This window comes from Nocardioides sp. S-1144, from assembly GCF_005954645.2.
Classification (GTDB): Bacteria; Actinomycetota; Actinomycetes; order Propionibacteriales; family Nocardioidaceae; genus Nocardioides; species Nocardioides dongxiaopingii.
On the sequence record NZ_CP040695.2, the window covers coordinates 3,821,246 to 3,840,565 of the forward strand.

The following is a 19,320-nucleotide window of genomic DNA, read 5'->3' on the forward strand; positions in this document are numbered from 1 at the left end:
TCAGTCCTCCACGATCATCGAGCGCGGGTCGAGCAGGGCCAGCACGACGTCGACCGCGGTGTTCGCCAGGAGCACGCCGACGCCGTAGACGAGCACGATGGCCTGCACGACCGGGTAGTCCTTGCTCAGGATCGAGGAGACGATGGTCCGGCCCAGGCCCGGCCAGGCGAAGACGTTCTCGACCAGCACGGTGCCCGCGACGAGCGACCCCAGCAGCAGGCCGCAGATGGTCAGCGCGGCGGTGAGGGCGTTGGGCAGGGCGTGGCCGAGGTAGATGGTGCGCGCGGGGAGCCGCTTGGCGCGCGCCGTGCGCACGAAGTCGGCCTCGAGCACCGCGACCATCTCCACCCGGATGATCCGGGCCAGGATGACGGCCGGGCCGAGCGCCAGGGCGACGACCGGCAGCACGTAGGCGTCCGGACTCGCGTTGCCGGCCACGGGGAGCCACCCCAGGTTGACCCCGAAGACGTAGACGAGACCGACGCCGATCAGGAAGTCCGGCACGGTGCCGACGACGACGCTGGTCGTGGTGAAGGCCAGCTCGGTGCGCCGACCGCGGCCACGCCGGGTGACCACGCCCATCACCACGCCGAGCGGCACCGCGAGGGCGACCGCGACAAGGAACCCGAGCAGCGCCAGGGTGAGGGTCGCGGGCAGCCGCTGCGACACGACGTCGGCGACCGGGAGCTGGGAGGTCAGCGACGTCCCGAGGTCACCGGTGAACAGGCCCCGCAGGTAGTCCCAGTACTGCACCAGCAGGGGGTCGTTGAGACCGAGCGACTCGCGCCGGGCCTCGACCAGCGCGGCGGGCGCCGTCGGGCCGAGCGCGCCGCGCACCGGGTCGCCGGGGATGAGGTGGATCATCAGGAACGACGCCGTCACCAGCACCGCGAGGGAGGCGACCAGCCGCCCGAGCCGCCGCAGGCCGAAGCGCACCCAGCGGTGGGTCGTCAGGGCCGAGACCCTGCCCACGGTCGGGGGCTTCGCGCCGGACACCTCGCGGGCCGTCGTCGTGCCGGCGACCGAGCTCGCCGTGGTCGTCATCGTCGCGGCTACTTCGCCGTCATCCGGATGCTGGTGGGCACCAGGTTGCCCGGCGTCTCGAACTCCGCGCCGTTGCCGTAGGTCCGGACGACGTTGTTGGCGAACGGCACGATGTCGGCGTTCGCGATCAGCTGCGACTCCGCCTCGAGCCAGGTGGCGCACCCCTCGGTGCCCTGCACGGCCGAGGCCTCCTGGACCGCCGCCTCGTAGTCGGCGTTGTCGATCCCGGCGAAGTTGGTGCCGTCGGGGGCCGCGGCACCGGAGAGGAACGGCACGAGCTGGTCCGGCGCGTTGACGTTGAGCGCCACCCAGGCGACGTCCCAGTCACCGCCGGAGAAGATGGTGTCGGTCAGGGTGGTCTCGTTCTGGCTGGTGGCCGTGGCCTGGACGCCGACCTCGTCCCACCGCTGCACGGCGAGCTCGGCGGCCGCCGCGCCCCCGGTGCCGGAGTTGCCCTGGTAGATGAGGACCAGGTCGAGCGGGGTGCCGTCCTTGCTGCGGGTGCCGTCGTCGCCGAGCGTCCAGCCGGCCTCGTCGAGCAGGGCTGCGGCGGCGTCCGGGTCGTGCGCCGGGAGCGAGTCGGTGGCCGAGTCGCCGGGACACGTGGTGGGGGCGACCGCGGCCAGGGTGGTGGGCGGGGCGCCGGTGCCGGAGGTCAGCACCTTCTGCAGCTCGGGGAGGTCGAGGGCCTGGGTCAGCGCCATCCGGACCCGCGGGTCGTCGGTCGGGCGGCCCTCGGCCTGGTTGTACCACTGCTCCCCGGTGAGGGCGGGCGTCTCGGCGACGAACAGACCCGCGCCCTGGAGGCGCTGGGCGTCCGGACCCGCGACCTGGGCCGCGTTGATCTCGCCCGAGAGCAGCAGGTTGGCCGCCGTCGTCTCGTTCTCGACGACCTTGACGACGATCGTGTCGGGCATGCCCTCGACGTCGGTCGCGGCGCCGTCCGGGCCCCACGTGTAGCCCTCGCGGATCTGGTAGGTGTAGCTGTCGCCGGGCGCGGCCTCGGTCAGCTCGTAGGGACCGGTGCCGCTGGTGGCCTGCGCGAGCGACGCCCGGTCCTCCAGCCCGTCCGGGCAGACCATCGGCAGGCTGGCGAGGCCGTTGAGCACGAACGGCGCCGGCGCGGCGAGCGTCAGGCTCACGGTGCCGGCGGCGTCGTCGCCGGTGGCCTCGGTCCCGACCGGCAGGAAGGTGCCGAGCAGCGGGCTCTGGTTGGCCGGGTCGGCCACGTAGTTGACGTTGTCGGCGACGACGCTCGGCGTCAGCTCCGTGCCGTCGGCGCAGGTGATGCCCTCGGCCAGGGTGAGCTCGACCGCCGTCCCCTCGGCCGACCACTCGGTCGCCAGGCCCGACCGGATCTCGCCCGACTCCTCGTCGACGCTGAGGAGCGGGTCGTAGGCGAGCTGGGTGACCGCGAACAGCGCGCTGCCGGCCCCCATCTGCGGGTCGAGGTTGCCGGGGTCGGCCGAGGTGGACATCGTGAAGGTGCCACCGTCGACGACCTCGCCGCCGCCCGACGACGGGCCCGAGCTGCTCCCACCGCCGCAGCCGGCGAGGAGGGCGGACGTGACACACAGGCCGAGGGCGGCGGTGGTCAGCTTCATGGACGGTCCTCTGGTCGCGGGCGGGTGCGGAGCTGGCGGGGGTGCGGGGCTGGCGGGGGGGCGGGGCTGGATGGTGCGGGCGGGAGGTGCCGGGGCTCAGGCGCCGGCGCGGCGGACGGCCCGGCCGACGTGGAGGTACAGGGCGCGGCCGTCGCCGTCGTCGCCGACGAACACGTGCGGCATGAACATGCCGCGGTCGGCCTCGACCGGGATCAGGCTGTCGTCGCCGAAGGCGACGAGCTCCTTGCGCTCGGGCTTCTCGCCGAGCTCCTCGGCCACCCCGCTCGGCACGAGGTCCATCCAGATCCGGCGGTCGGCGTCCTGGGTGATGTCGATGTCGAAGACCTCCGCGGAGTAGCGGCCGACGTACCGGGCGGCGTCGATCGGCTCGGGTGCGGTCGGGGGCGCCGGCATCTCCGGCAGCCGCACGTCGGCGAGCTCGGCCAGCAGGTGGCAGTAGAGGTCGCGGTAGAGCGAGAAGGCGTCGCCGCCGTTGGTGAGCAGCGCGATCGCGACCCCGCGCTCGGGGACCATGCGCAGGAAGGCGGCCTGGCCGATGGTGTTGCCGTCGTGGCCGACGAGCATCGCGTCGGGTGTCGCGAAGAGCTCCCAGCCGAGGCCCCAGTGGGTGCCCATCAGCCCGAGGTGCGGCAGCGCGACCTGCGGCTGCTGCATCGCGGTGACCGTCGCGGCCTCCAGGAGCCGGGTGCCGTCGGGGGCCACGCCGCCGTCGAGGTGCAGGCGGGCGAAGCCGAGCAGGTCGCGCGGCGTCATCGCGAGCATCGAGCCGGCGGGGATGTTCGACCGGGTCAGCGCCCAGACCGGGGCCGGCTCGCACGGGACGCCGGGCTCGGGCTGGAGGTGGCCGACGGCCGCCCGGTGCAGGATCGCCTGGTAGGCGTCGGTCGCGGCGTGGGTCAGGCCCAGCGGGGTGATGAGGTGGTCGCGCAGGCACTGGTCGTAGGACTTGCCGCGCAGCACCTCCACCAGGCGGCCGAGCACGCAGTACCCCGCGTTGTTGTAGGAGAACAGCTCGTCGGGCCGGAACAGCTGGGGCACCTCGTGCAGCACCGCGAGGTACTTCTCCACGCAGTCGTCGCCGACGCCGGTGTCGACGAAGATGTCGCCCTCGAAACCCGCGGTGTGCTTGAGCAGCTGGCGGGTGGTGATCTTCTCCGCGGCCGCCTCGTCGGCGATCCGGAACTCCGGCAGGTAGGTGCGGATCGGCACCTCGAGGTCGAGCAGCCCCTCGTCGACCAGCTGGAGGACGAGCGAGGCCGTCCACACCTTGGTGACGGAGCCGATCTGGAAGACCGAGTCGACGGTCGTCTCGACGCCGGTCGCCCGGCTCAGGACGCCGGCGGCGTGCTCGGCGACCCGACCCTCGGCCAGCACCGCGACGGCGGCACCGGGCACGTCGTACTTCTCGATCAGCAGCGGCAGCTGCTCGGCGATCCAGGTCTCCACGTCCACGAGTGCGCTCATGCCGTCACGCTAGGGAGGCAGCACCCCCGGCGTGTTCGTCGAGCAGCACAAGGACGGCGGCGCCCGTCGGTCGCCGGGCACGAAACGACGCTCACGAAACCGCGTGCGCAGGCCTTTGGCAGGCTGGGGCGGTGACCACGATCAAGATCAACGCCATCACCGTCCCCGCCGGCTCCGGCGACGAGCTCGCCCACCGCTTCGCCGCCCGCGCCGGCGCCGTCGACGGGGCCGACGGCTTCGAGGGCTTCGAGCTGCTCCGGCCCACCGACGGGCGCGAGCAGTGGCTGGTGATCACCCGCTGGCGCGGCGAGGAGTCGTTCCAGGCCTGGGTAAGCTCCCCGGGCTTCACCGAGGGGCACCGCTCGGCCACCGAGCGGGCCGGCGGTGACGCCCCGCGCCCAGTCTCCACCCACAGCGAGGTGTGGGGCTACGAGGTCGCCGGCGGCTCCGACGGCTGACGCCCACCCCGCTGGTCGAGCCGCGGGGACGACGTCACCGCGAGTCGAGACCACCCGCGCCAGGTCTCGACTCGGCTCGCTGACGCTCACCGGCTCGACCACCGGGACCCACCGGGACCCACCGCTGGTCGAGCCGCGGGGACGAAGTCACCGCGAGTCGAGACCACCCGCCGTCAGGTCTCGACTCGGCTCGCTGACGCTCACCGGCTCGACCACCGGGACCCACTGGGGGCCCACCGGGACGCACCGGGACCCACCCCGCTGGTCGAGCCGCGGGGACGAAGTCACCGCGAGTCGAGACCACCCGCGCCAGGTCTCGACTCGGCTCGCTGACGCTCACCGGCTCGACCACCGGGACCCACCGGGACCCACCGGGACCCACCGGGACCCACCGGGACCCACCGGGACCCGCCGGGGCCCACCGCTGGTCGAGCCGCGGGGACGAAGTCACCGCGAGTCGAGACCACCCGCGCCAGGTCTCGACTCGGCTCGCTGACGCTCACCGGCTCGACCACCGGGACCCACCGGGACCCACCGGGACCCACCGGGACCCACCGGGACCCGCCCGCGCCCACCGCTGGTCGAGCCGCGGGGACGAAGTCACCGCGAGTCGAGACCACCCGCGCCAGGTCTCGACTCGGCTCGCTGACGCTCACCGGCTCGACCATCGGGACCCACCGGGACCCACCGGGACCCACCGGACCCACCGGGGCCCGCCGGGGCCCACCGCTGGTCGAGCCGCGGGGACGAAGTCACCGCGAGTCGAGACCACCCGCGCCAGGTCTCGACTCGGCTCGACCACCGGAGACCACCCGCGCCACCGGGGCCGGAAGGAGTCAGCCGCCGACCGGGCGCGCGAGCGCGTTCACGGCGAGCGAGAACACCGAGGGCAGCGCCGACGCCGCCGGCACGACCGCGCGCCGCACCGGGCGCAGCGCGGTCGCGGCGACCAGCCCGCCGGTCAGCCAGCGGTAGCGCCGGGTCAGCGACGTCCAGGCCTGCTCGTAGGACTGCGGGTCGTCGGCCCCGATCGCGGTGACCACCGCGGCGGCCTGGCCGAGGGCGAGCGAGACCCCCTCGCCGGTGAGCGCGTCGACGTAGCCCGCGGCGTCCCCGACGAGCAGCACCCGGCCGGCGACCCGGCGACGCGCCTCCTGGCGTAGCGGCCCGGCCCCGCGGACGTCGTTCGCGGGCGTCGTGGCGGCCAGCCGCTCGCGCAGCGCCGGGAAGGCGGCGAGGTGCTCGTCGTAGGTGCGGCGCGACGACGACAGCACGGCGACGCCGACGAGGTCGCCGGCCACCGGCGTCACGTAGACCTCGGCGTCCGCGGCCCAGTGCACCTCGACGTGCGAGGTCCAGGGGGCCAGGGCGTGGTGCTGGCGCAGGCCGTAGCGGGCCCGGCGGCGGGCGGTGACGTCGAGCCCGAGCGAGCGGCGCAGCGGGGAGTGCAGCCCGTCGGCCGCCACGAGGTAGCGCGCCCGCAGCGCCTCGCCGCCGGCGAGCCGGACCCGGACGCCGTCGGCGTCCTGCGCGACCGAGCGCACCCGGTCGGCGACGACCTCCACCCCGGCCCGGTCGACGGCGTCGCGCAGGCCGGCGTGCAGGACGGTGCGCCGCACGCCCCGCCCCGGCCCGGCCGCGAAGTCCGCGGCCGCCCACCGGCCGCCGGCGCGGTAGGCGATGCCGTGCAGCGGGTGCCCGGACGGGTCGACCCCGAGCCCGGCCAGCGCCGCGAGGGCACCGGGCATCAGGCCCTCCCCGCACGCCTTGTCGATCACGGCCGGGCGCGGCTCGACGACCCGCACCGACAGCCCGGCCCGGACGGCGTGCAGCGCGGTCGCGAGCCCGGCCGGCCCGCCGCCGGCCACGACCAGATCGACGTCCGGGGCGCCGGTCATGCCGCGAGCCCGGCGAGGGCCTGGTTCTCGACGCGGATCCGCACCCGGAGCAGGGCCGCGTTCAGCAGCGTGAAGACGATCGCGGTGAACCACGCGCCCCCGACCAGCGGCAGCGCGACGCCCTCGACGACGACGGCGACGTAGTTGGGGTGCGAGAGCCAGCGGTACGGCCCGGCCGCGACCGGGGCCAGGCCGGGGACGACGATGACGCGGGTGTTCCAGCGCGGGCCGAGCGTCGCGATGCACCACCAGCGCAGCGCCTGGCTCGCGACCACGAGGGCGAGCATCGACCACGCCAGCACCGACGGCGGCTCGGGCCGCAGCAGCCACACCTCGGCGAGGGCGCCGACCAGCAGGCCGGTGTGCAGCACGACCATCGCCGGGAAGTGACCCAGCCCCGTCTCGACGCCGCCGCGCTCGAAGGACCACGCGGCGTTCCGCTTCGAGACGACGAGCTCGGCGAGCCGCTCCACCCCGACCAGGAGCACCAGGACGGTGAACCAGACCTCGCTGCTCAACGCTCCGTCTCCCCGGGGGCGCGCAGCAGCACCAGCTCGGAGCAGAACCCCGGCCCCATGGCGAGCATCAGCCCGTACGACCCGGGGGCCGGCGGGCGGTCGCTGAGGGTGTCGGCCAGCACGTGCAGCACCGACGCCGAGGAGAGGTTCCCGATCCGGGCCAGCGAGTCCCAGGTGACGCCGAGGGCGTGCCGCTCGACGCCGAGGGCCTCCTGCATCGCCTCGAGCACCTTCGGGCCGCCGGGGTGCGCGACGTACCAGCCGACGTCGGCGCGGGTCAGCCCGTGGTCGGCGAGGAACGCCTCGACGTCCTCGCCGACGTACTGGCGCACGAGGTCGGGCACGGAGCTGTCGAGGACGATCTTGAGGCCGCCGGCGCCGACGTCCCAGCCCATCGTGCGCTCCGAGTCGGGGTAGAGCCGGCTGCGGCTGTCGAGCACCTCGGGCTGGACGCCGGCCGCGGCGTCGACGAGGTCGCGCGCCCGGCGCGAGCCGGCCGCGACGACGGCGGCGGCGCCGTCGCCGAAGAGGCCGCTGGCGACCAGGTTGGGCACCGACAGGTCGTCGCGCTGCAGGGTCAGCGAGCAGAGCTCGACCGACATCAGCACCGCGACGGCGTCCGGGTGCCCCAGGAGGTAGTCGTGCAGCCGGGCCACGCCCGCCGCCCCGGCGACGCAGCCGAGCCCGACCAGCGGCACCCGCACCACGTCGGGCCGCAGCCCGATCTCGGCGGCGACCCGGGCCTCGAGCGACGGGACGGCCAGGCCGGTGACGGTGGCCGAGACGATGTAGTCGACGTCCTGGGGCGTGAGGCCGACCGCCTTGAGCGCGTCGACGACGGCGCGTGACCCGAGCGCCACGGCGGCCTCGATGAAGGCGTCGTTGGAGGCGCCGAAGTCGTCGAGACCGGCGTAGGCCTCGAGCGGCAGCGCGGTGTGGCGGGTCTCGACGCAGGCGTTGCGGTGGAACCGCTCGACCACCTTGCGGTCGACCTTCCCGGTCGTCATCCGATCCACGAAGGAGTCGGTGATCTCCTCTTGGCGGTAGCGGTGGTCGGGCAGGACACCACGGACGCTCAGCACGCGCATGTCGGTTCTCCTCAGGGGACGGGGACGGGTCGGGGGGCGGGCAGGACGCCGCGGGCCAGGCCGTGGGCCAGGCCGCGCAGGAGGGCGGGGGTGAGTCGTCCGCTCGCGAGGGCGAGCTCGACGAGGTCGTCGAAGACCCGCTGGTCGCGGCCGGCGGCGCGGAGCCCGGCCTCGAGCACCGGCCCGCCGCGGGTGAGCCGCGAGGCGAGCGCGGTGTGGCGCAGGTGCCGCGACAGCAGCGGGCGGGTGGCGCTGCGGTAGCGGCGCCCGGCGGTGGTGGGACGGCCGAGCGCGATCGCCTCGGCGGCGGCCCGCCCGGCGGCCAGCCCGGTGGCGACGGCGTAGTAGATGCCCTCGCCGCTGAGCGGGTTCACCAGCCCCGCGGCATCGCCGACGAGCAGCACCCGCCCGTCGGGCACCTGCCAGCGCGCGGTCGACAGCGGCAGGTGGTGGCCGGTCCAGCCGGTGCCGCCCGCGGTGCTGCCGGGCAGCAGGGCCTCGAGCTGCTCGAGCAGGAGGTGGCGCGTCGGCGGCGGGCGGTCGGTGAGCAGCTCGCCGTACCCGACGTTGGCCAGGCCGTCGCCGCGGTCGAAGGACCAGGCGTAGGCCGGCTGCCGCTCGGTCCCGAACACGATCACCTGGGCGCCCCGTCGTCCCGGCGGCGTCGGGGCGTAGCCGCGCAGCGCGAGCGCGGTCGGGCCCTCCGGCCGCCCGAGGGCGCGACGCAGCACGGAGCGGGCGCCGTCGGCGCCGACCACCACGGCGGCGTGCCCGACGTCCTCGAGCGAGCGCACCCGCTGCCGCACGAGCCGGGCGCCGGCGGACTGGGCCGCCGCGACCAGCCGGGCGTCGAGGACCGCGCGCGGGACGACCCAGGCCGGCCGGGCCATGGTGCGCTCGACGAGCTGCCCGCGGCTGGACAGCCGCAGCCGGTCGACCGGCGTCCGGTCGTCGAGCAGGCCGGTGACGCCGACCTCGGCGAGCAGGTCGAGCACGTGCGGGGCGATCCCGTCGCCGCACGCCTTGTCGCGCGGGAAGTCGGCGCGGTCCAGGAGCGTCACCCGCAGCCGCGGCTCGACGCTGAGCGCGCCGAGGGCGGTCGCGGCGCCGGCGGGTCCGGCCCCGACGATCGTCAGGTCGCTCATCGGGCCACCAGCAGGACGACGTCGACGAGCGCGATCGCCATCGCCGCCTGGAACGGCAGCCGGCCGCGGCCGAGGACCGAGGCGACCGCCAGCCCGCCGACCAGCACCAGCACCAGCCAGGCCCAGAGCGGCGGCTCCCCGCCCGGGCCGACGACGGCGAGCACGGACCCCAGGGTGAGCAGGCCAGCGGCGAGCACCCGCGACCCGGTGGCCCCGAGCCGGTGCGGCAGCCCCCGGACGCCGGTGCGGACGTCGTCGGCGAGGTCCGGGAGGGCGTTGAGCAGGTGCGCGCCGACCCCGAGCAGCGCGCCGGTGGCCAGCAGCCACCAGTCGGGCCAGCGACCCTCCGCGAGCGAGACGACGGCGGGCAGGCTGCCGAAGGCGAGGGCGTACGGCAGCCACGACCAGGCGGTCGCCTTGAGCCCGAGGTTGTAGGCGTGGCCCATGGCGACCACGAGACCGAGGTGCACCAGCGCGCTGCGCCCGCCCACGGCGACCGACAGCCCGACGCAGGCCACCGCGGCGCCGGCCAGGCAGCCCAGGACGAGGCGTGGCGACAGCGCGCCGGTCGCGAGCGGCTTGTCGCTGCGTCCGACGTCCTGGTCGCGGCGGGTGTCGACGAGGTCGTTGCCCCAGCCGATGGTGAGCTGGCCCGCGAGCACGGCCGCGGTCACGAGCGCGACCGAGGAGGCGGGGAGGTCGGCGGCGACGCCGAGCAGCGCGGCCACGACCGTCACCGCCAGCGCGGGGCCGCCGTGGGCGGCGGCGGCGAGGCTCGGCAGCACGGGCGCGCGCGTCATCGTGCCTCCAGCCGATCCGGTGCTCGCCACGTGTGACCTCCCAGGCCACTTCCTACCGTCTCACCCCTCCGGCGGGGCACACCCGTACGTGAGGGTGCGAGGCTGGTCTGGTGACCACCTCCCCCACCACCACCGACGACCTCGTCGTGCTCCTCGACGAGTCCGGGAAGGCGATCGGAACCGCGCCGCGGGCCACCGTGCACACCACGAGCACCCCGCTCCACCTCGCGTTCTCCTGCCACCTCCGCGACGACGCCGGCCGGGTGCTCGTCACCCGCCGGGCGCTGGGCAAGCGCACCTGGCCCGGGGTCTGGACGAACTCGTTCTGCGGGCACCCGCGACCCGGCGAGTCCTTCGAGGACGCCGTGCGCCGCCACGCGCAGCACGAGCTCGGCATCGAGGTGAGCGACATCGAGCCGCTGCTGCCCGACTTCCGCTACCACGCGATCGACGCCGCCGGCGTCGTCGAGAACGAGATCTGCCCGGTCTTCAGCGCCCGCACCGCCTCCCCCGCACCGGTCTCGAACCCCGACGAGGTGATGGAGCACCGCTGGGTCGACGTCGCCGACGTGCTCTCCGTCGTCGAGCGGGCGCCGTGGGCGCTCAGCCCGTGGCTGGTCGAGCAGGAGCCGGCGCTGCGGCTGCTGGGCTGACTCAGCCGGCCAGGGCCGCCACGGAGGCCACCGCACCGAGCACGGCAGCCGCACAGCGCCAGCGATCGACGACGAGCAGCCGGGCCACCAGTGCCTCGTCGCGGTCCGTCAGCCGGCCGTGGGTCGGCGCCGCGAGCGTCGCGGTGACGGCGAGGGCGGAGGCGGCGCCGCCCAGCCCGAGCCAGGCGACGGCGTCCGGCCCGGACGCCAGCAGGAACGCACCGGTGGCCAGCAGCGCGACGTACACGACGGCCACGAGGGGCACGATCGCCCGGCTGTGCCGGTCGTGCGCCACCTGCCAGTCCTCGGCACCTCGCGACGCCAGCGCCGGGTAGACCAGCGTGGTCACAGTGACCTGGAAACCGGCGTGCAGCACCGAGGCGAGGGCGAACGCGGCGGCCGGGGTGTCCACGACGACGACCGTAGGGGCTCGGCCCCCACCCCTCCGGGTCAGCCGTCGAGGCGGCGCAGCGACTCCACGAACGACGCGTCCGGTCCCGAGCCCCGGCGCAGGCCAGCGACGACGTCGGTCGGCAGGTCCTCGAGGCCGCGGATCTCCTGGCGCAGCCGCTCCATGGTGGTGTCGAGCCCGGCGGCGTTGTCGGCCGCCTCGCGCAGCCCGGCGAGCAGGTCGGCGGGCACCTCGCTGTCGTACTTGTAGTAGATCTTGTGCTCCAGGCTGGCCCAGAAGTCCATCGCGATGGTGCGGAACTGCACCTCCACCGGCACCGGCACCGGGCCCTCGGACAGGAAGACCGGCACCCGCACGATCGCGTGCAGGCTGCGGTAGCCGTTGGCCTTGGGCCGCGAGATGTAGTCGCGGACCTCGACCACCTCGATGTCGACCTGCCGGGCGAGGAGCTCGAAGACGCGCACGACGTCCGAGACGAACGAGCAGACCACCCTCACACCGGCGACGTCGCACACCGTCGCCCGGATCTCCTCCCACGAGGCCGACCCGTCGACGGCGATGCCCTTGCGCACCATCTTCTCGCGCAGGCTCTCCGGGCTCTTGAGCCGCGACCGGACGTGCTCGATGGGGTTCTCGTCGTGCAGGTGCGCGAACTCGTCGCGCAGGATCGAGAGCTTGGTGACCACCTCGTCCATCCCGAACTTGTGCTCGAGCAGGAAGCGGCGCAGGTCCGGCACGAAGGCGAAGTCCGGCGCTGGTTCGGCTGTCACGGCCCCCACCCTAGGTGCCCGCGCTGAGGCCGGGATGAGAGCCGACCGCGACGACGCGGAGCTCGTCGCCCTCGGCCACGTGGGGGTTGAGCCAGCTACGCGGAGTCGAGGAGGCCGTCCACAACTGAATCGAACACACTGGCGAATGTCTGCCGATCAGACTAGAATGGAGCCATGCCCTCAGCCACCGCCACCCGGACCGCCGACCCGGCGCTGGCGGCGGTGCGCACCCACCAGGCCGCGACCCGCCGGGCCGAGGTCGCGACCCTGGTCGCGGTCCTCGACTGGGCCCTCGAGCACACCACCGACGACGACCCCCACACCGTCACCTTCGGCGAACGCCCGCTCCCGCTGGGTGGCGTCGGCTGCCCGGTCATCGAGGAGTTCGCCGCCTACGACCTCGCCGCCGCGATGGGCATGAGCACCGACGCCGGGCTGGGCTACCTCGGCCGGGCCCTCGAACTCCGCTACCGGCTTCCCCGGCTCTGGGCAGCGGTCCTCGACGGCCGGCTCCCCGTCTGGAAGGCCGGTCGGATCGTCGAGTCGACGATGCGCCTGCCCGTCGACGGCGCGGCGTACGTCGACGCCCGACTCGCCCAGGCCGTCTCCTCGATCACCTTCACCCAGCTCGACCGCCTCGTCACCGAGGCCCTCGCCCGCCACGCACCCCAGGACGTCGCTCCGCCCGCCGACGAACGGCACGCCTGGCTCGACCTCACCCACGCCACCCTCCAGGGTCACGTCCGTCTCGACGCCCTCCTGTCGGTTCCCGACGCGATGAATCTTGAGGACGCCCTCCAGACGGGAACTTCGAGGCTCACCGACGCCGGGTGCGAGGAGCCCCTCGACGTCCGCCGCTCGATCGCCCTCGGCGACCTCGCCCGCGGCGAGCAGCCCCTCGACCTCGTCACGCGACCCACCCGTGACCTCGTCGTGCACGTCCACCACGACAGTCCGGACCTTGGGCGCTGCGCGACCACCCGGAGTCCGGTCACCGTGGAGACCATCCGCACCTGGTGCGGTGCCGCCGCGAAGGTCACCATCAAGCCCGTCATCGACCTCGAGCAGCACGTCCACGTCGAGGCCTACGAAGCACCCGACCGGCTCCGCGAACAGGTCGAGCTGCGCGACCTCACCTGCGTCTTTCCACACTGCCGCCGACCCGCCAGCCGCTGCGACCTCGACCACATCACCCCGTACTCAACCGGCGGCACCACCAGCAGCGACAACCTCGCCCCCCTGTGCCGACGACACCACCGCGCCAAGACCCACAGCCCGTGGACGTACACGATGACCACACCGGGCACCTACCGCTGGACCGCGCCGTCGGGCCTCGCCTACCGACGCGACCACCACGGCACCACCCCACTCGACCCACCACCAGCCGAGCCGGCCGAACCCTGACCACCCCGCCCCGCACCCCGCCCACGGCGGGGCCACCGGCGCGCCCGGACAGGTCCGGGAGGCTCAGGCCGTGACGGCGATCAGTGCCAGGGTCACAGCGTGAACGCTTCGCGGAACCTCTCGAGGGCGAGGTCGCTGCCGGCGGTGCCCTCGGTCGAGGCAAAGGCCTCCATCGCGACGACGCCGTCGTAGCCGGCCTCGGCGAGGGCGCGGGCGACGACGGGCCACCGGACCTCGCCGGTGCCCGGCTCGCAGCGGCCGGGGACGTCGGCCACCTGCACCTCGCCGAGGTACGGCGCGGCCCGGCGCACCAGCTCGACGAGGTTCCCCTCGCCGATCTGGGCGTGGTAGAGGTCCAGGTTCATCCGGAGGTGGTCGCTGCCGACGGCGCGCACGAGGGCGAGGGTGTCGGCGGCTCGCGCGAACGGCGTCCCGGGGTGGTCGACCTCGGTGTTGAGGTTCTCGAGCACGAAGGTGACGCCGTGCTCCTCGCCGAGGGCGGCGACCCGCTCGAGGGTGCGGACGGCGGCCAGCCACATCTCGCCGGTCACCAGCTCGACCGGGCGGACCGGCAGCCCACCGGGGCCGAGACCGGTGCCGTGCAGGTTGAGCGACGGGCAGGCGATCGCCCGGGCGAAGGGCAGCGACGCCTCCGCGGTGCGGAGCAGCTCGTCGGCGCCGTCGGCGGTGGTGAGGTCGCCGCGGAGGTAGCCGGTCATCGAGGTGAACCGGGCGCCGCTGGCGGCGAGCGCGTCCGCGTCGTGGACGCTCCAGTCCCAGATCTCGACGGCGAAGCCCTGGTCGTGGATGCGCCGGACCCGCTCGGCGACGGGCAGGTCGGTGAAGACCATCTCGGAGCAGACGGCGAGGGTGAAGGTCATCTCAGGCTCCCGACCCGGGCTGGGAGACGGCGACCCGGCCACCGGAGGTCATCGAGTCGATGCACGCCTGGGCGATCGCGAACGCCGCCCAGGCGTCGTCGCCGCCGACCGACGGCGCCCGCCCCTCCGCGACGGCGTGCGCCAGCTCGGCGAACTCCGCCGCGTAGGCGTCGGCCAGCAGGTCGGTGTCGCTGTGCGACGTGGCGGCCCGCCGGCCGGCGCCGTCGTGCACCCGCAGCGACGAGCGGGCGCCGTCGCCCATCGTCACCATGCCCTCCGACCCGAGCACCTCGCCGCGGACGTCGTAGCCGTGGACGGCCGCGAAGCTCGCCTCGGCCGTGCCGATCGCGCCGTTGTCGTAGCGGACGACGACCGTCGCGTGGTCGAGCAGCGTCGGGTGGCCCGGCGCCGTCAGCGAGCCCGCGGTGGCCACGACGTCGACGGCGCGGGCTCCCGGGTTGAGCCAGTTCAGCGTGTCGAAGTCGTGGATCAGGGTCTGGGTGAAGATCGTCCACTCCGGGACGGCGTCCGGGTCGGCCGGCCCGCGCCCGGGGTCGCGGGTCAGGGAGCGCAGCTGCCGCACCTCCCCGAGGCGGCCGTCGGCGATGAGCGTCCGGGCCTCGACGAACTCGCGGGCGAAGCGGCGGTTGAAACCGACCTGGAACGCCACGCCGGCCGCCGCGGTGGCCCGGCGGGCCCCGTCGATCTCGGCGAGGGTCATGCCGGCGGGCTTCTCGCTGAACACGTGCTTGCCGGCGGCGGCCGCGACGCCGATCAGCTCAGCGTGCGCCGAGGAGGACGCCGCCACGACGACGGCGTCGACGTCGGGGGCCGCGAGGACGGCCTCGACGGAGGTCTCGCCGCGCGCTCCGAGCGGTGCGGCCACCGCGTCGGCGGCGCCCGGCCGGGGGTCGACGACGGCGACGAGATCGGCCTCGGGCACCCGCCGGGCGATGGTCTCGGCGTGCGCGGCACCGATCCGGCCGGCGCCGACGAGGGCGATGCGGAGGGCGGAGGAGGGCATGACGGGGTCCTTCCCAGGACGAGGCGGGGCAGGGGCAGGTGGGACGAGCAGGAGTCAGGCGTACAGCGCCGGGCGCTCACCCGGGGTGACGTCCTCGCGGACGCCGGAGCCGAGGGAGGCGACGCCGGCCGCGGCCGCGACGTTGGCGACGTAGCCGTCCCACGCCGACGGCGCGGACGACGCGACACCACCCGTGGCGGCCGCCCGGACCCACGCGCCGAGCTCGTGGCGGTAGGCCTCGGTGAAGTGGGCGACGAAGTCGTCGCGCACCGCGACGCCGTCGACCCCGGCCGAGCGCAGCCGGATCGGCGTGGTTGGCTCCAACGAGGCCGAGCCGGCCGTGCCGACGACCTCGCACCGGACGTCGTAGCCGTACGCGGCGTTGACGAAGACCTCGACGGTCGCCATCACCCCGCCGCGGGTCCACAGGGTCGCCAGCTGGGGGTCGCGGAAGCCGGTGGTGACCGGCGACTCGACCCGGATCGCCACCAGCGGGTCGTCGAGCAGCCACGGGATCGTGTCGAGCTCGTGGACCATCGAGCCGGTCACCAGGCCGGCGTCGTCGGTGCTGGTGGAGCTCGAGGCGTTGCGGTGCACGGCGTGCACGACCCGCACCCGGCCGACGCTGCCGTCGACGACGGCGTCGCGCAGCGCGACGAAGCCGGGGTCGAAGCGGCGCATGAAGCCGAGCTGCACGAGACGTCGCCCGCCGGCGACCTCGGCGTCGACGACCGTGCGGGCCTCGGCGGCGGTGAGGGCCAGCGGCTTCTCGCACAGGGTCGGCTTCCCGGCCTCGAGGCACCGGACGGCGAGCGCGGCGTGGGTGAGGTCCGGGGAGGCGATGACGACGGCGTCCACCTCGGCCGAGGCGATCAGGTCCTCCGCGGACGACGCCGCGCGACCGCCGGGGCCGACCACGGACCTCGCGCGCTCGGTGTCGGGGTCGAAGACCTCGGTGACCACGGCGCCCGGGACGGCGGTCGTCAGGGTGCGGACGTGGGAGGCGCCCATGGCGCCGGCGCCGATGACGCCGACCCGCAGCGGGGCGGCGGACGCGTTCACAGCGTCACCCACCGGCGCTCGTCGGCCGACGCGACCATCGCCTCGACGATCTCGGCGGCCACCAGGGCGTCGTGGATCGTGGCGCCCACCGGCGTGCCGGTGCGGATCGACTCCAGCAGGCGGTGGGCCTCGATGACCTTGAGGTCGTCGTAGCTCATCGCGATCCCGGTGCCGGGCTGGAACGCCCCGAGCTCGCCGTGCGCCGGCGTCATGAGCTCGGTGGCCCAGGCGCCGTCCTGGTAGTCCTGGTCGAGGCAGACGCGCAGCTCGCCCATCCGGCGGAAGTCCCAGGCGACGGCACCGGTCGTGCCGTGCACCTCGATGCCGTAGGTGCACTGCTCCCCCACCGCGACGCGGCTGGACTCGAGCACCCCGCGCGAGCCGTCGGCGAAGCGGAGCAGGGCGCTGACGTAGTCCTCGTTCTCGACGTCGCCCATCGCGCCGCTGCCGCGCTCGAAGTGCCGGGCGCCGGCGACGGCCTGGGGCCGCTGCGGGATGAACGTCGCTCGATCGACCACGAGCTCGGCCGGCTCGCCGACCACGTAGCGGCCGAGGTCGACGGCGTGGCTGACGAGGTCGCCCAGGACGCCGCTGCCGGCGTGCTCGTTCGCGAAGCGCCACGACAGCGCCCCGTCGGGGTGCGCGGCGTAGTCGGCGAGGAAGCGGATGCTGGTGTGCTCGACGGTGCCGATCCGGCCGGCCGCGACCAGCGCGCGGGCCCGCTCGACGGCGGGGGCGTTGCGGTAGTTGAAGCCGGCCGCCGACTGCACCCCGGCGGCGACGACGGCGTCGGCGATCTCGCGGGTCTCCGCGGCGTTGCGGCCGGCGGGCTTCTCGATCCACAGGTGCTTGCCGCTCGCGGCCACCGCGACGCCGACGTCGCGGTGGATGAAGTTGGGGCCGGTGACGCAGACCAGGTCGAGGTCCTCGCGCGCGACCAGCTCGCGCCAGTCGTCGGTGCGCTCCTCGAAGCCGTACGCCGCCACCGCGGCGGAGGTCCGCTCGTCGGTCGCGGTGTCGGCCACCGCGACCAGCCGGGGCCGCAGGCCCAGACCCGGGTAGTGGTGGGCGAGCCGGGTCAGGCTGCGGGCGTGGACCTGCCCCATCCAGCCCAGCCCGACGACGCCGACGCGCAGCTCGCGGTCGCTCACTGCTCCACCTGCATCTCCGCGGCGATGTCGGCACCGGCCTCGGAGCGCTCGAGCTCGTGCACGAGCGAGGCCAGCTCGGCACCGCCGGCCATCATGGAGACCAGGTCGTCGAGGGCCAGCTCGGCCTTGGGGAAGTCGCCCATGCTCTTGCCGCGGCGCAGGATCAGGAACCGGTCGCCCACCGGGTAGGCGTGGTGCGGGTTGTGGGTGATGAAGACGACGCCGAGCCCGCGGTCGCGCGCGGCGGCGATGTACTTCAGCACGACGCCCGACTGCTTGACGCCGAGCGCGGCCGTCGGCTCGTCGAGGATGAGCACCTTGGCGCCGAAGTAGACCGCGCGGGCGATGGCGACGCACTGCCGCTCGCCGCCCGAGAGCGTGCCGATCGGCTGGTCGACGTCGCGGAGGTCGATGCCCATGGCGGCGAGCTCGGCCTTGGCGATCTTCTTCATCGCCGGGATGTCGAGGCGCTTGATCGGGCCGAAGCCCCGGGTCAGCTCGCTGCCGAGGAAGAAGTTGCGCCACACCGGCATCAGCGAGACGACCGCCAGGTCCTGGTAGACGGTCGCGATGCCGAGGTCGAGCGCCTCGCGCGGGCTGGAGAGCTCCTTCTCCTCGCCGGCGACGACCATGGTGCCGTCGCTGTGGGAGTGCGCTCCGGCGAGGATCTTGATGAACGTCGACTTGCCGGCGCCGTTGTCGCCGAGGACGCAGGTGACCTCGCCGGCCCGGACGACGGTCGAGACGTCGCTGAGCGCGATGATGTTGCCGTAGCGCTTGCCGATGGCGCGCACCTCCACGAGGGCCTCGCCCTGGTGGCTGCGGGCGTGGCCGCCCGCGGGAGGCGTGCGGTCGGTCTTGTCGAGGTCGGTCATCGGCTCGTCTCCGCCCGCTTGCGGACCCACTCGTTGAGCAGCACCGCGCCGAGGAGCATGACGCCGAGGAAGGCCTTGAGCCAGTTGTTGTCCCACCCGGCGTAGACGATCCCCTGGTTGACCATGCCGTAGATCAGGGCCCCGAGCGCGGCCCCGATGGCCGAGCCGTAGCCGCCGGTCATCAGGCAGCCCCCGACGACGGCGCAGATGATGTAGATGAACTCCTGGCCGACACCGGTGTTGCTCTGCACCGTCGAGGTGCGGAACAGCAGCAGCATGCCGACCAGCCAGCCCGCGCCGGCGGTGGTCATGAAGAGACCGACCTTGGTGCGGAAGACCGGGACGCCGACCTGGCGGGCGGCGGTGACCGCGCCACCGACGGCGAAGATCCAGTTGCCGGCCCGGGTGCGCAGCAGCACCCAGGTCGCCACCGCGGTGACCCCGAGCCACCAGAACACCGAGACGTAGATCCCGCCGCCGTCGATCGTCAGCGGCGTCGAGCCGAAGATGGTCTTGGCCTGGTCGTAGTAGGGCACCTTCGACATGCCCTGGATGGCGACCTGCCCGATCAGCGCCTTGGTGCCGGCCAGGTCGATCCCCTGCAGCACGAAGAACGTGCCGAGGGTGACGATGAAGCTGGGCAGCCCGGTCTTCATCACCAGGACGCCGTTCACCGCCCCGATCAGCAGCGCCAGCGCCAGCGAGATGAGGATCGCGGCGAAGATGTTGACGCCGTACTCGCGGGTGAGGACGCCGACGACCAGCCCGGTGAAGCCGGTGATGGCGCCGGCCGACAGGTCGAACTCACCACCGATCATCAGCAGGGCGACCGCGACGGCCATGATGCCGACCGTCGAGGCCTGCTGCAGCCAGGTGCTGGCTCCCCTGCCGGTGGCGAACACGTCGGTGGTGAGCGCGAAGAAGACGAAGATGACGATCGCGGCGCTGAGGGCGCCGACCTCTGGTCGCTTCATCACGCGTGTCAGGGTCGAGGTGCGCGCGACGCGCTCGTCGACCGCGATGGCTGTGGCCATGACTACTCCCGGGT

At 74.4% G+C, this 19,320-nt stretch carries 19 protein-coding genes; 3 read left to right on the forward strand and 16 right to left on the reverse strand.

Features of this window, described 5'->3' with window-relative positions; translation table 11 throughout:
• From FE634_RS18045 to FE634_RS18055, 3 genes are all read right to left on the reverse strand, one after another.
• Entirely contained in the window at positions 1-1,044 is a 1,044-nt protein-coding gene (locus FE634_RS18045) for an ABC transporter permease (RefSeq protein ID WP_138876679.1), read from the reverse strand.
• A gap of 8 nt (positions 1,045-1,052) precedes the next feature.
• On the reverse strand, positions 1,053-2,648 hold the full coding sequence (locus tag FE634_RS18050) for an ABC transporter substrate-binding protein (protein WP_138876680.1): 1,596 nt from the start codon (positions 2,646-2,648) through the stop codon (positions 1,053-1,055).
• A gap of 96 nt (positions 2,649-2,744) precedes the next feature.
• Complete coding sequence (locus FE634_RS18055) at positions 2,745-4,133, reverse strand: serine hydrolase domain-containing protein (protein WP_148240840.1); 1,389 nt, start codon at positions 4,131-4,133, stop codon at positions 2,745-2,747.
• Between the two features lie 131 nt (positions 4,134-4,264).
• Here FE634_RS18055 and FE634_RS18060 point away from each other — a divergent pair, with 131 nt between their 5' ends.
• Positions 4,265-4,591, forward strand: coding sequence for an antibiotic biosynthesis monooxygenase family protein (locus FE634_RS18060; RefSeq protein WP_138876681.1), 327 nt, complete (start codon positions 4,265-4,267; stop codon positions 4,589-4,591).
• Positions 4,592-5,427: 836 nt separating this feature from the next.
• On the opposite strand, the gene FE634_RS18065 is transcribed toward FE634_RS18060, so the two are convergent.
• Genes FE634_RS18065 through FE634_RS18085 form a run of 5 tightly spaced genes read right to left on the reverse strand, consistent with a single transcriptional unit; the run spans position 5,428 to position 10,040 of the window.
• A complete protein-coding gene (locus FE634_RS18065; RefSeq protein ID WP_148240841.1) occupies positions 5,428-6,489 on the reverse strand; it encodes an NAD(P)/FAD-dependent oxidoreductase in 1,062 nt (353 codons plus the stop codon).
• Complete coding sequence (locus FE634_RS18070; protein ID WP_148240842.1) at positions 6,486-7,007, reverse strand: isoprenylcysteine carboxyl methyltransferase family protein; 522 nt, start codon at positions 7,005-7,007, stop codon at positions 6,486-6,488. The genes FE634_RS18065 and FE634_RS18070 overlap by 4 nt, the downstream gene beginning before the upstream one ends.
• Entirely contained in the window at positions 7,004-8,095 is a 1,092-nt protein-coding gene (locus FE634_RS18075; RefSeq protein ID WP_137295275.1) for a type III polyketide synthase, read from the reverse strand. The genes FE634_RS18070 and FE634_RS18075 overlap by 4 nt, the downstream gene beginning before the upstream one ends.
• A gap of 11 nt (positions 8,096-8,106) precedes the next feature.
• Positions 8,107-9,240 carry an NAD(P)/FAD-dependent oxidoreductase gene (locus FE634_RS18080; protein ID WP_138876682.1) on the reverse strand — a complete coding sequence of 378 codons (1,134 nt, stop codon included), beginning with the start codon at positions 9,238-9,240 and terminating at the stop codon, positions 8,107-8,109.
• The gene (locus FE634_RS18085) at positions 9,237-10,040 is read right to left on the reverse strand and encodes a UbiA family prenyltransferase (RefSeq protein WP_138876683.1); all 804 of its coding nucleotides are present in this window, start codon (positions 10,038-10,040) and stop codon (positions 9,237-9,239) included. The genes FE634_RS18080 and FE634_RS18085 overlap by 4 nt, the downstream gene beginning before the upstream one ends.
• 107 nt (positions 10,041-10,147) lie before the next feature.
• Between FE634_RS18085 and idi the strand changes: the two genes are divergently transcribed.
• Positions 10,148-10,693: an isopentenyl-diphosphate Delta-isomerase gene (gene idi / locus FE634_RS18090; RefSeq protein ID WP_222847759.1), complete on the forward strand. Its 546-nt coding sequence runs from the start codon at positions 10,148-10,150 to the stop codon at positions 10,691-10,693.
• 1 nt (position 10,694) lies between these two features.
• On the opposite strand, the gene FE634_RS18095 is transcribed toward idi, so the two are convergent.
• Positions 10,695-11,105 carry a hypothetical protein gene (locus tag FE634_RS18095; RefSeq protein WP_138876685.1) on the reverse strand — a complete coding sequence of 137 codons (411 nt, stop codon included), beginning with the start codon at positions 11,103-11,105 and terminating at the stop codon, positions 10,695-10,697.
• A gap of 38 nt (positions 11,106-11,143) precedes the next feature.
• Positions 11,144-11,875 (reverse strand): GTP pyrophosphokinase, encoded by a 732-nt coding sequence (locus FE634_RS18100; RefSeq protein WP_262347481.1) that lies wholly within the window; start codon positions 11,873-11,875, stop codon positions 11,144-11,146.
• Between the two features lie 174 nt (positions 11,876-12,049).
• Here FE634_RS18100 and FE634_RS21725 point away from each other — a divergent pair, with 174 nt between their 5' ends.
• Positions 12,050-13,279 (forward strand): HNH endonuclease signature motif containing protein, encoded by a 1,230-nt coding sequence (locus FE634_RS21725; protein ID WP_138876686.1) that lies wholly within the window; start codon positions 12,050-12,052, stop codon positions 13,277-13,279.
• A 92-nt stretch (positions 13,280-13,371) separates the two neighbouring features.
• Here the strand turns inward: FE634_RS21725 and FE634_RS18110 are convergent, their stop codons facing one another.
• From FE634_RS18110 to FE634_RS18135, 6 genes are read right to left on the reverse strand one after another with little or no spacing between them, the layout of a single operon-like run.
• Positions 13,372-14,160: a TIM barrel protein gene (locus tag FE634_RS18110; protein ID WP_138876687.1), complete on the reverse strand. Its 789-nt coding sequence runs from the start codon at positions 14,158-14,160 to the stop codon at positions 13,372-13,374.
• 1 nt (position 14,161) lies between these two features.
• A complete protein-coding gene (locus FE634_RS18115; protein WP_148240843.1) occupies positions 14,162-15,184 on the reverse strand; it encodes a Gfo/Idh/MocA family oxidoreductase in 1,023 nt (340 codons plus the stop codon).
• Between the two features lie 54 nt (positions 15,185-15,238).
• Positions 15,239-16,246 (reverse strand): Gfo/Idh/MocA family oxidoreductase, encoded by a 1,008-nt coding sequence (locus tag FE634_RS18120; RefSeq protein WP_222847614.1) that lies wholly within the window; start codon positions 16,244-16,246, stop codon positions 15,239-15,241.
• Positions 16,243-17,397 (reverse strand): Gfo/Idh/MocA family protein, encoded by a 1,155-nt coding sequence (locus FE634_RS18125; protein WP_262347482.1) that lies wholly within the window; start codon positions 17,395-17,397, stop codon positions 16,243-16,245. Before FE634_RS18125 ends, FE634_RS18120 begins: the two co-directional genes overlap by 4 nt.
• Entirely contained in the window at positions 17,394-18,272 is an 879-nt protein-coding gene (locus tag FE634_RS18130; protein ID WP_137295283.1) for an ATP-binding cassette domain-containing protein, read from the reverse strand. The genes FE634_RS18125 and FE634_RS18130 overlap by 4 nt, the downstream gene beginning before the upstream one ends.
• Positions 18,269-19,306: an ABC transporter permease gene (locus FE634_RS18135; protein WP_138876688.1), complete on the reverse strand. Its 1,038-nt coding sequence runs from the start codon at positions 19,304-19,306 to the stop codon at positions 18,269-18,271. The genes FE634_RS18130 and FE634_RS18135 overlap by 4 nt, the downstream gene beginning before the upstream one ends.
• Positions 19,307-19,320: the final 14 nt, after the last annotated feature.

Coding starts and splice junctions, on each gene's coding strand:
- FE634_RS18045 (WP_138876679.1), bottom strand. CDS start 1,044: ATGACGACCACGGCGAGCTCGGTCGCCGGCACGACGACGGCCCGCGAG.
- FE634_RS18135 (WP_138876688.1), bottom strand. CDS start 19,306: ATGGCCACAGCCATCGCGGTCGACGAGCGCGTCGCGCGCACCTCGACC.
- FE634_RS18050 (WP_138876680.1), bottom strand. CDS start 2,648: ATGAAGCTGACCACCGCCGCCCTCGGCCTGTGTGTCACGTCCGCCCTC.
- FE634_RS18080 (WP_138876682.1), bottom strand. CDS start 9,240: ATGAGCGACCTGACGATCGTCGGGGCCGGACCCGCCGGCGCCGCGACC.
- FE634_RS18075 (WP_137295275.1), bottom strand. CDS start 8,095: ATGCGCGTGCTGAGCGTCCGTGGTGTCCTGCCCGACCACCGCTACCGC.
- FE634_RS21725 (WP_138876686.1), top strand. CDS start 12,050: ATGCCCTCAGCCACCGCCACCCGGACCGCCGACCCGGCGCTGGCGGCG.
- FE634_RS18055 (WP_148240840.1), bottom strand. CDS start 4,133: ATGAGCGCACTCGTGGACGTGGAGACCTGGATCGCCGAGCAGCTGCCG.
- FE634_RS18085 (WP_138876683.1), bottom strand. CDS start 10,040: ATGACGCGCGCGCCCGTGCTGCCGAGCCTCGCCGCCGCCGCCCACGGC.
- FE634_RS18130 (WP_137295283.1), bottom strand. CDS start 18,272: ATGACCGACCTCGACAAGACCGACCGCACGCCTCCCGCGGGCGGCCAC.
- FE634_RS18065 (WP_148240841.1), bottom strand. CDS start 6,489: ATGACCGGCGCCCCGGACGTCGATCTGGTCGTGGCCGGCGGCGGGCCG.
- FE634_RS18115 (WP_148240843.1), bottom strand. CDS start 15,184: ATGCCCTCCTCCGCCCTCCGCATCGCCCTCGTCGGCGCCGGCCGGATC.
- FE634_RS18110 (WP_138876687.1), bottom strand. CDS start 14,160: ATGACCTTCACCCTCGCCGTCTGCTCCGAGATGGTCTTCACCGACCTG.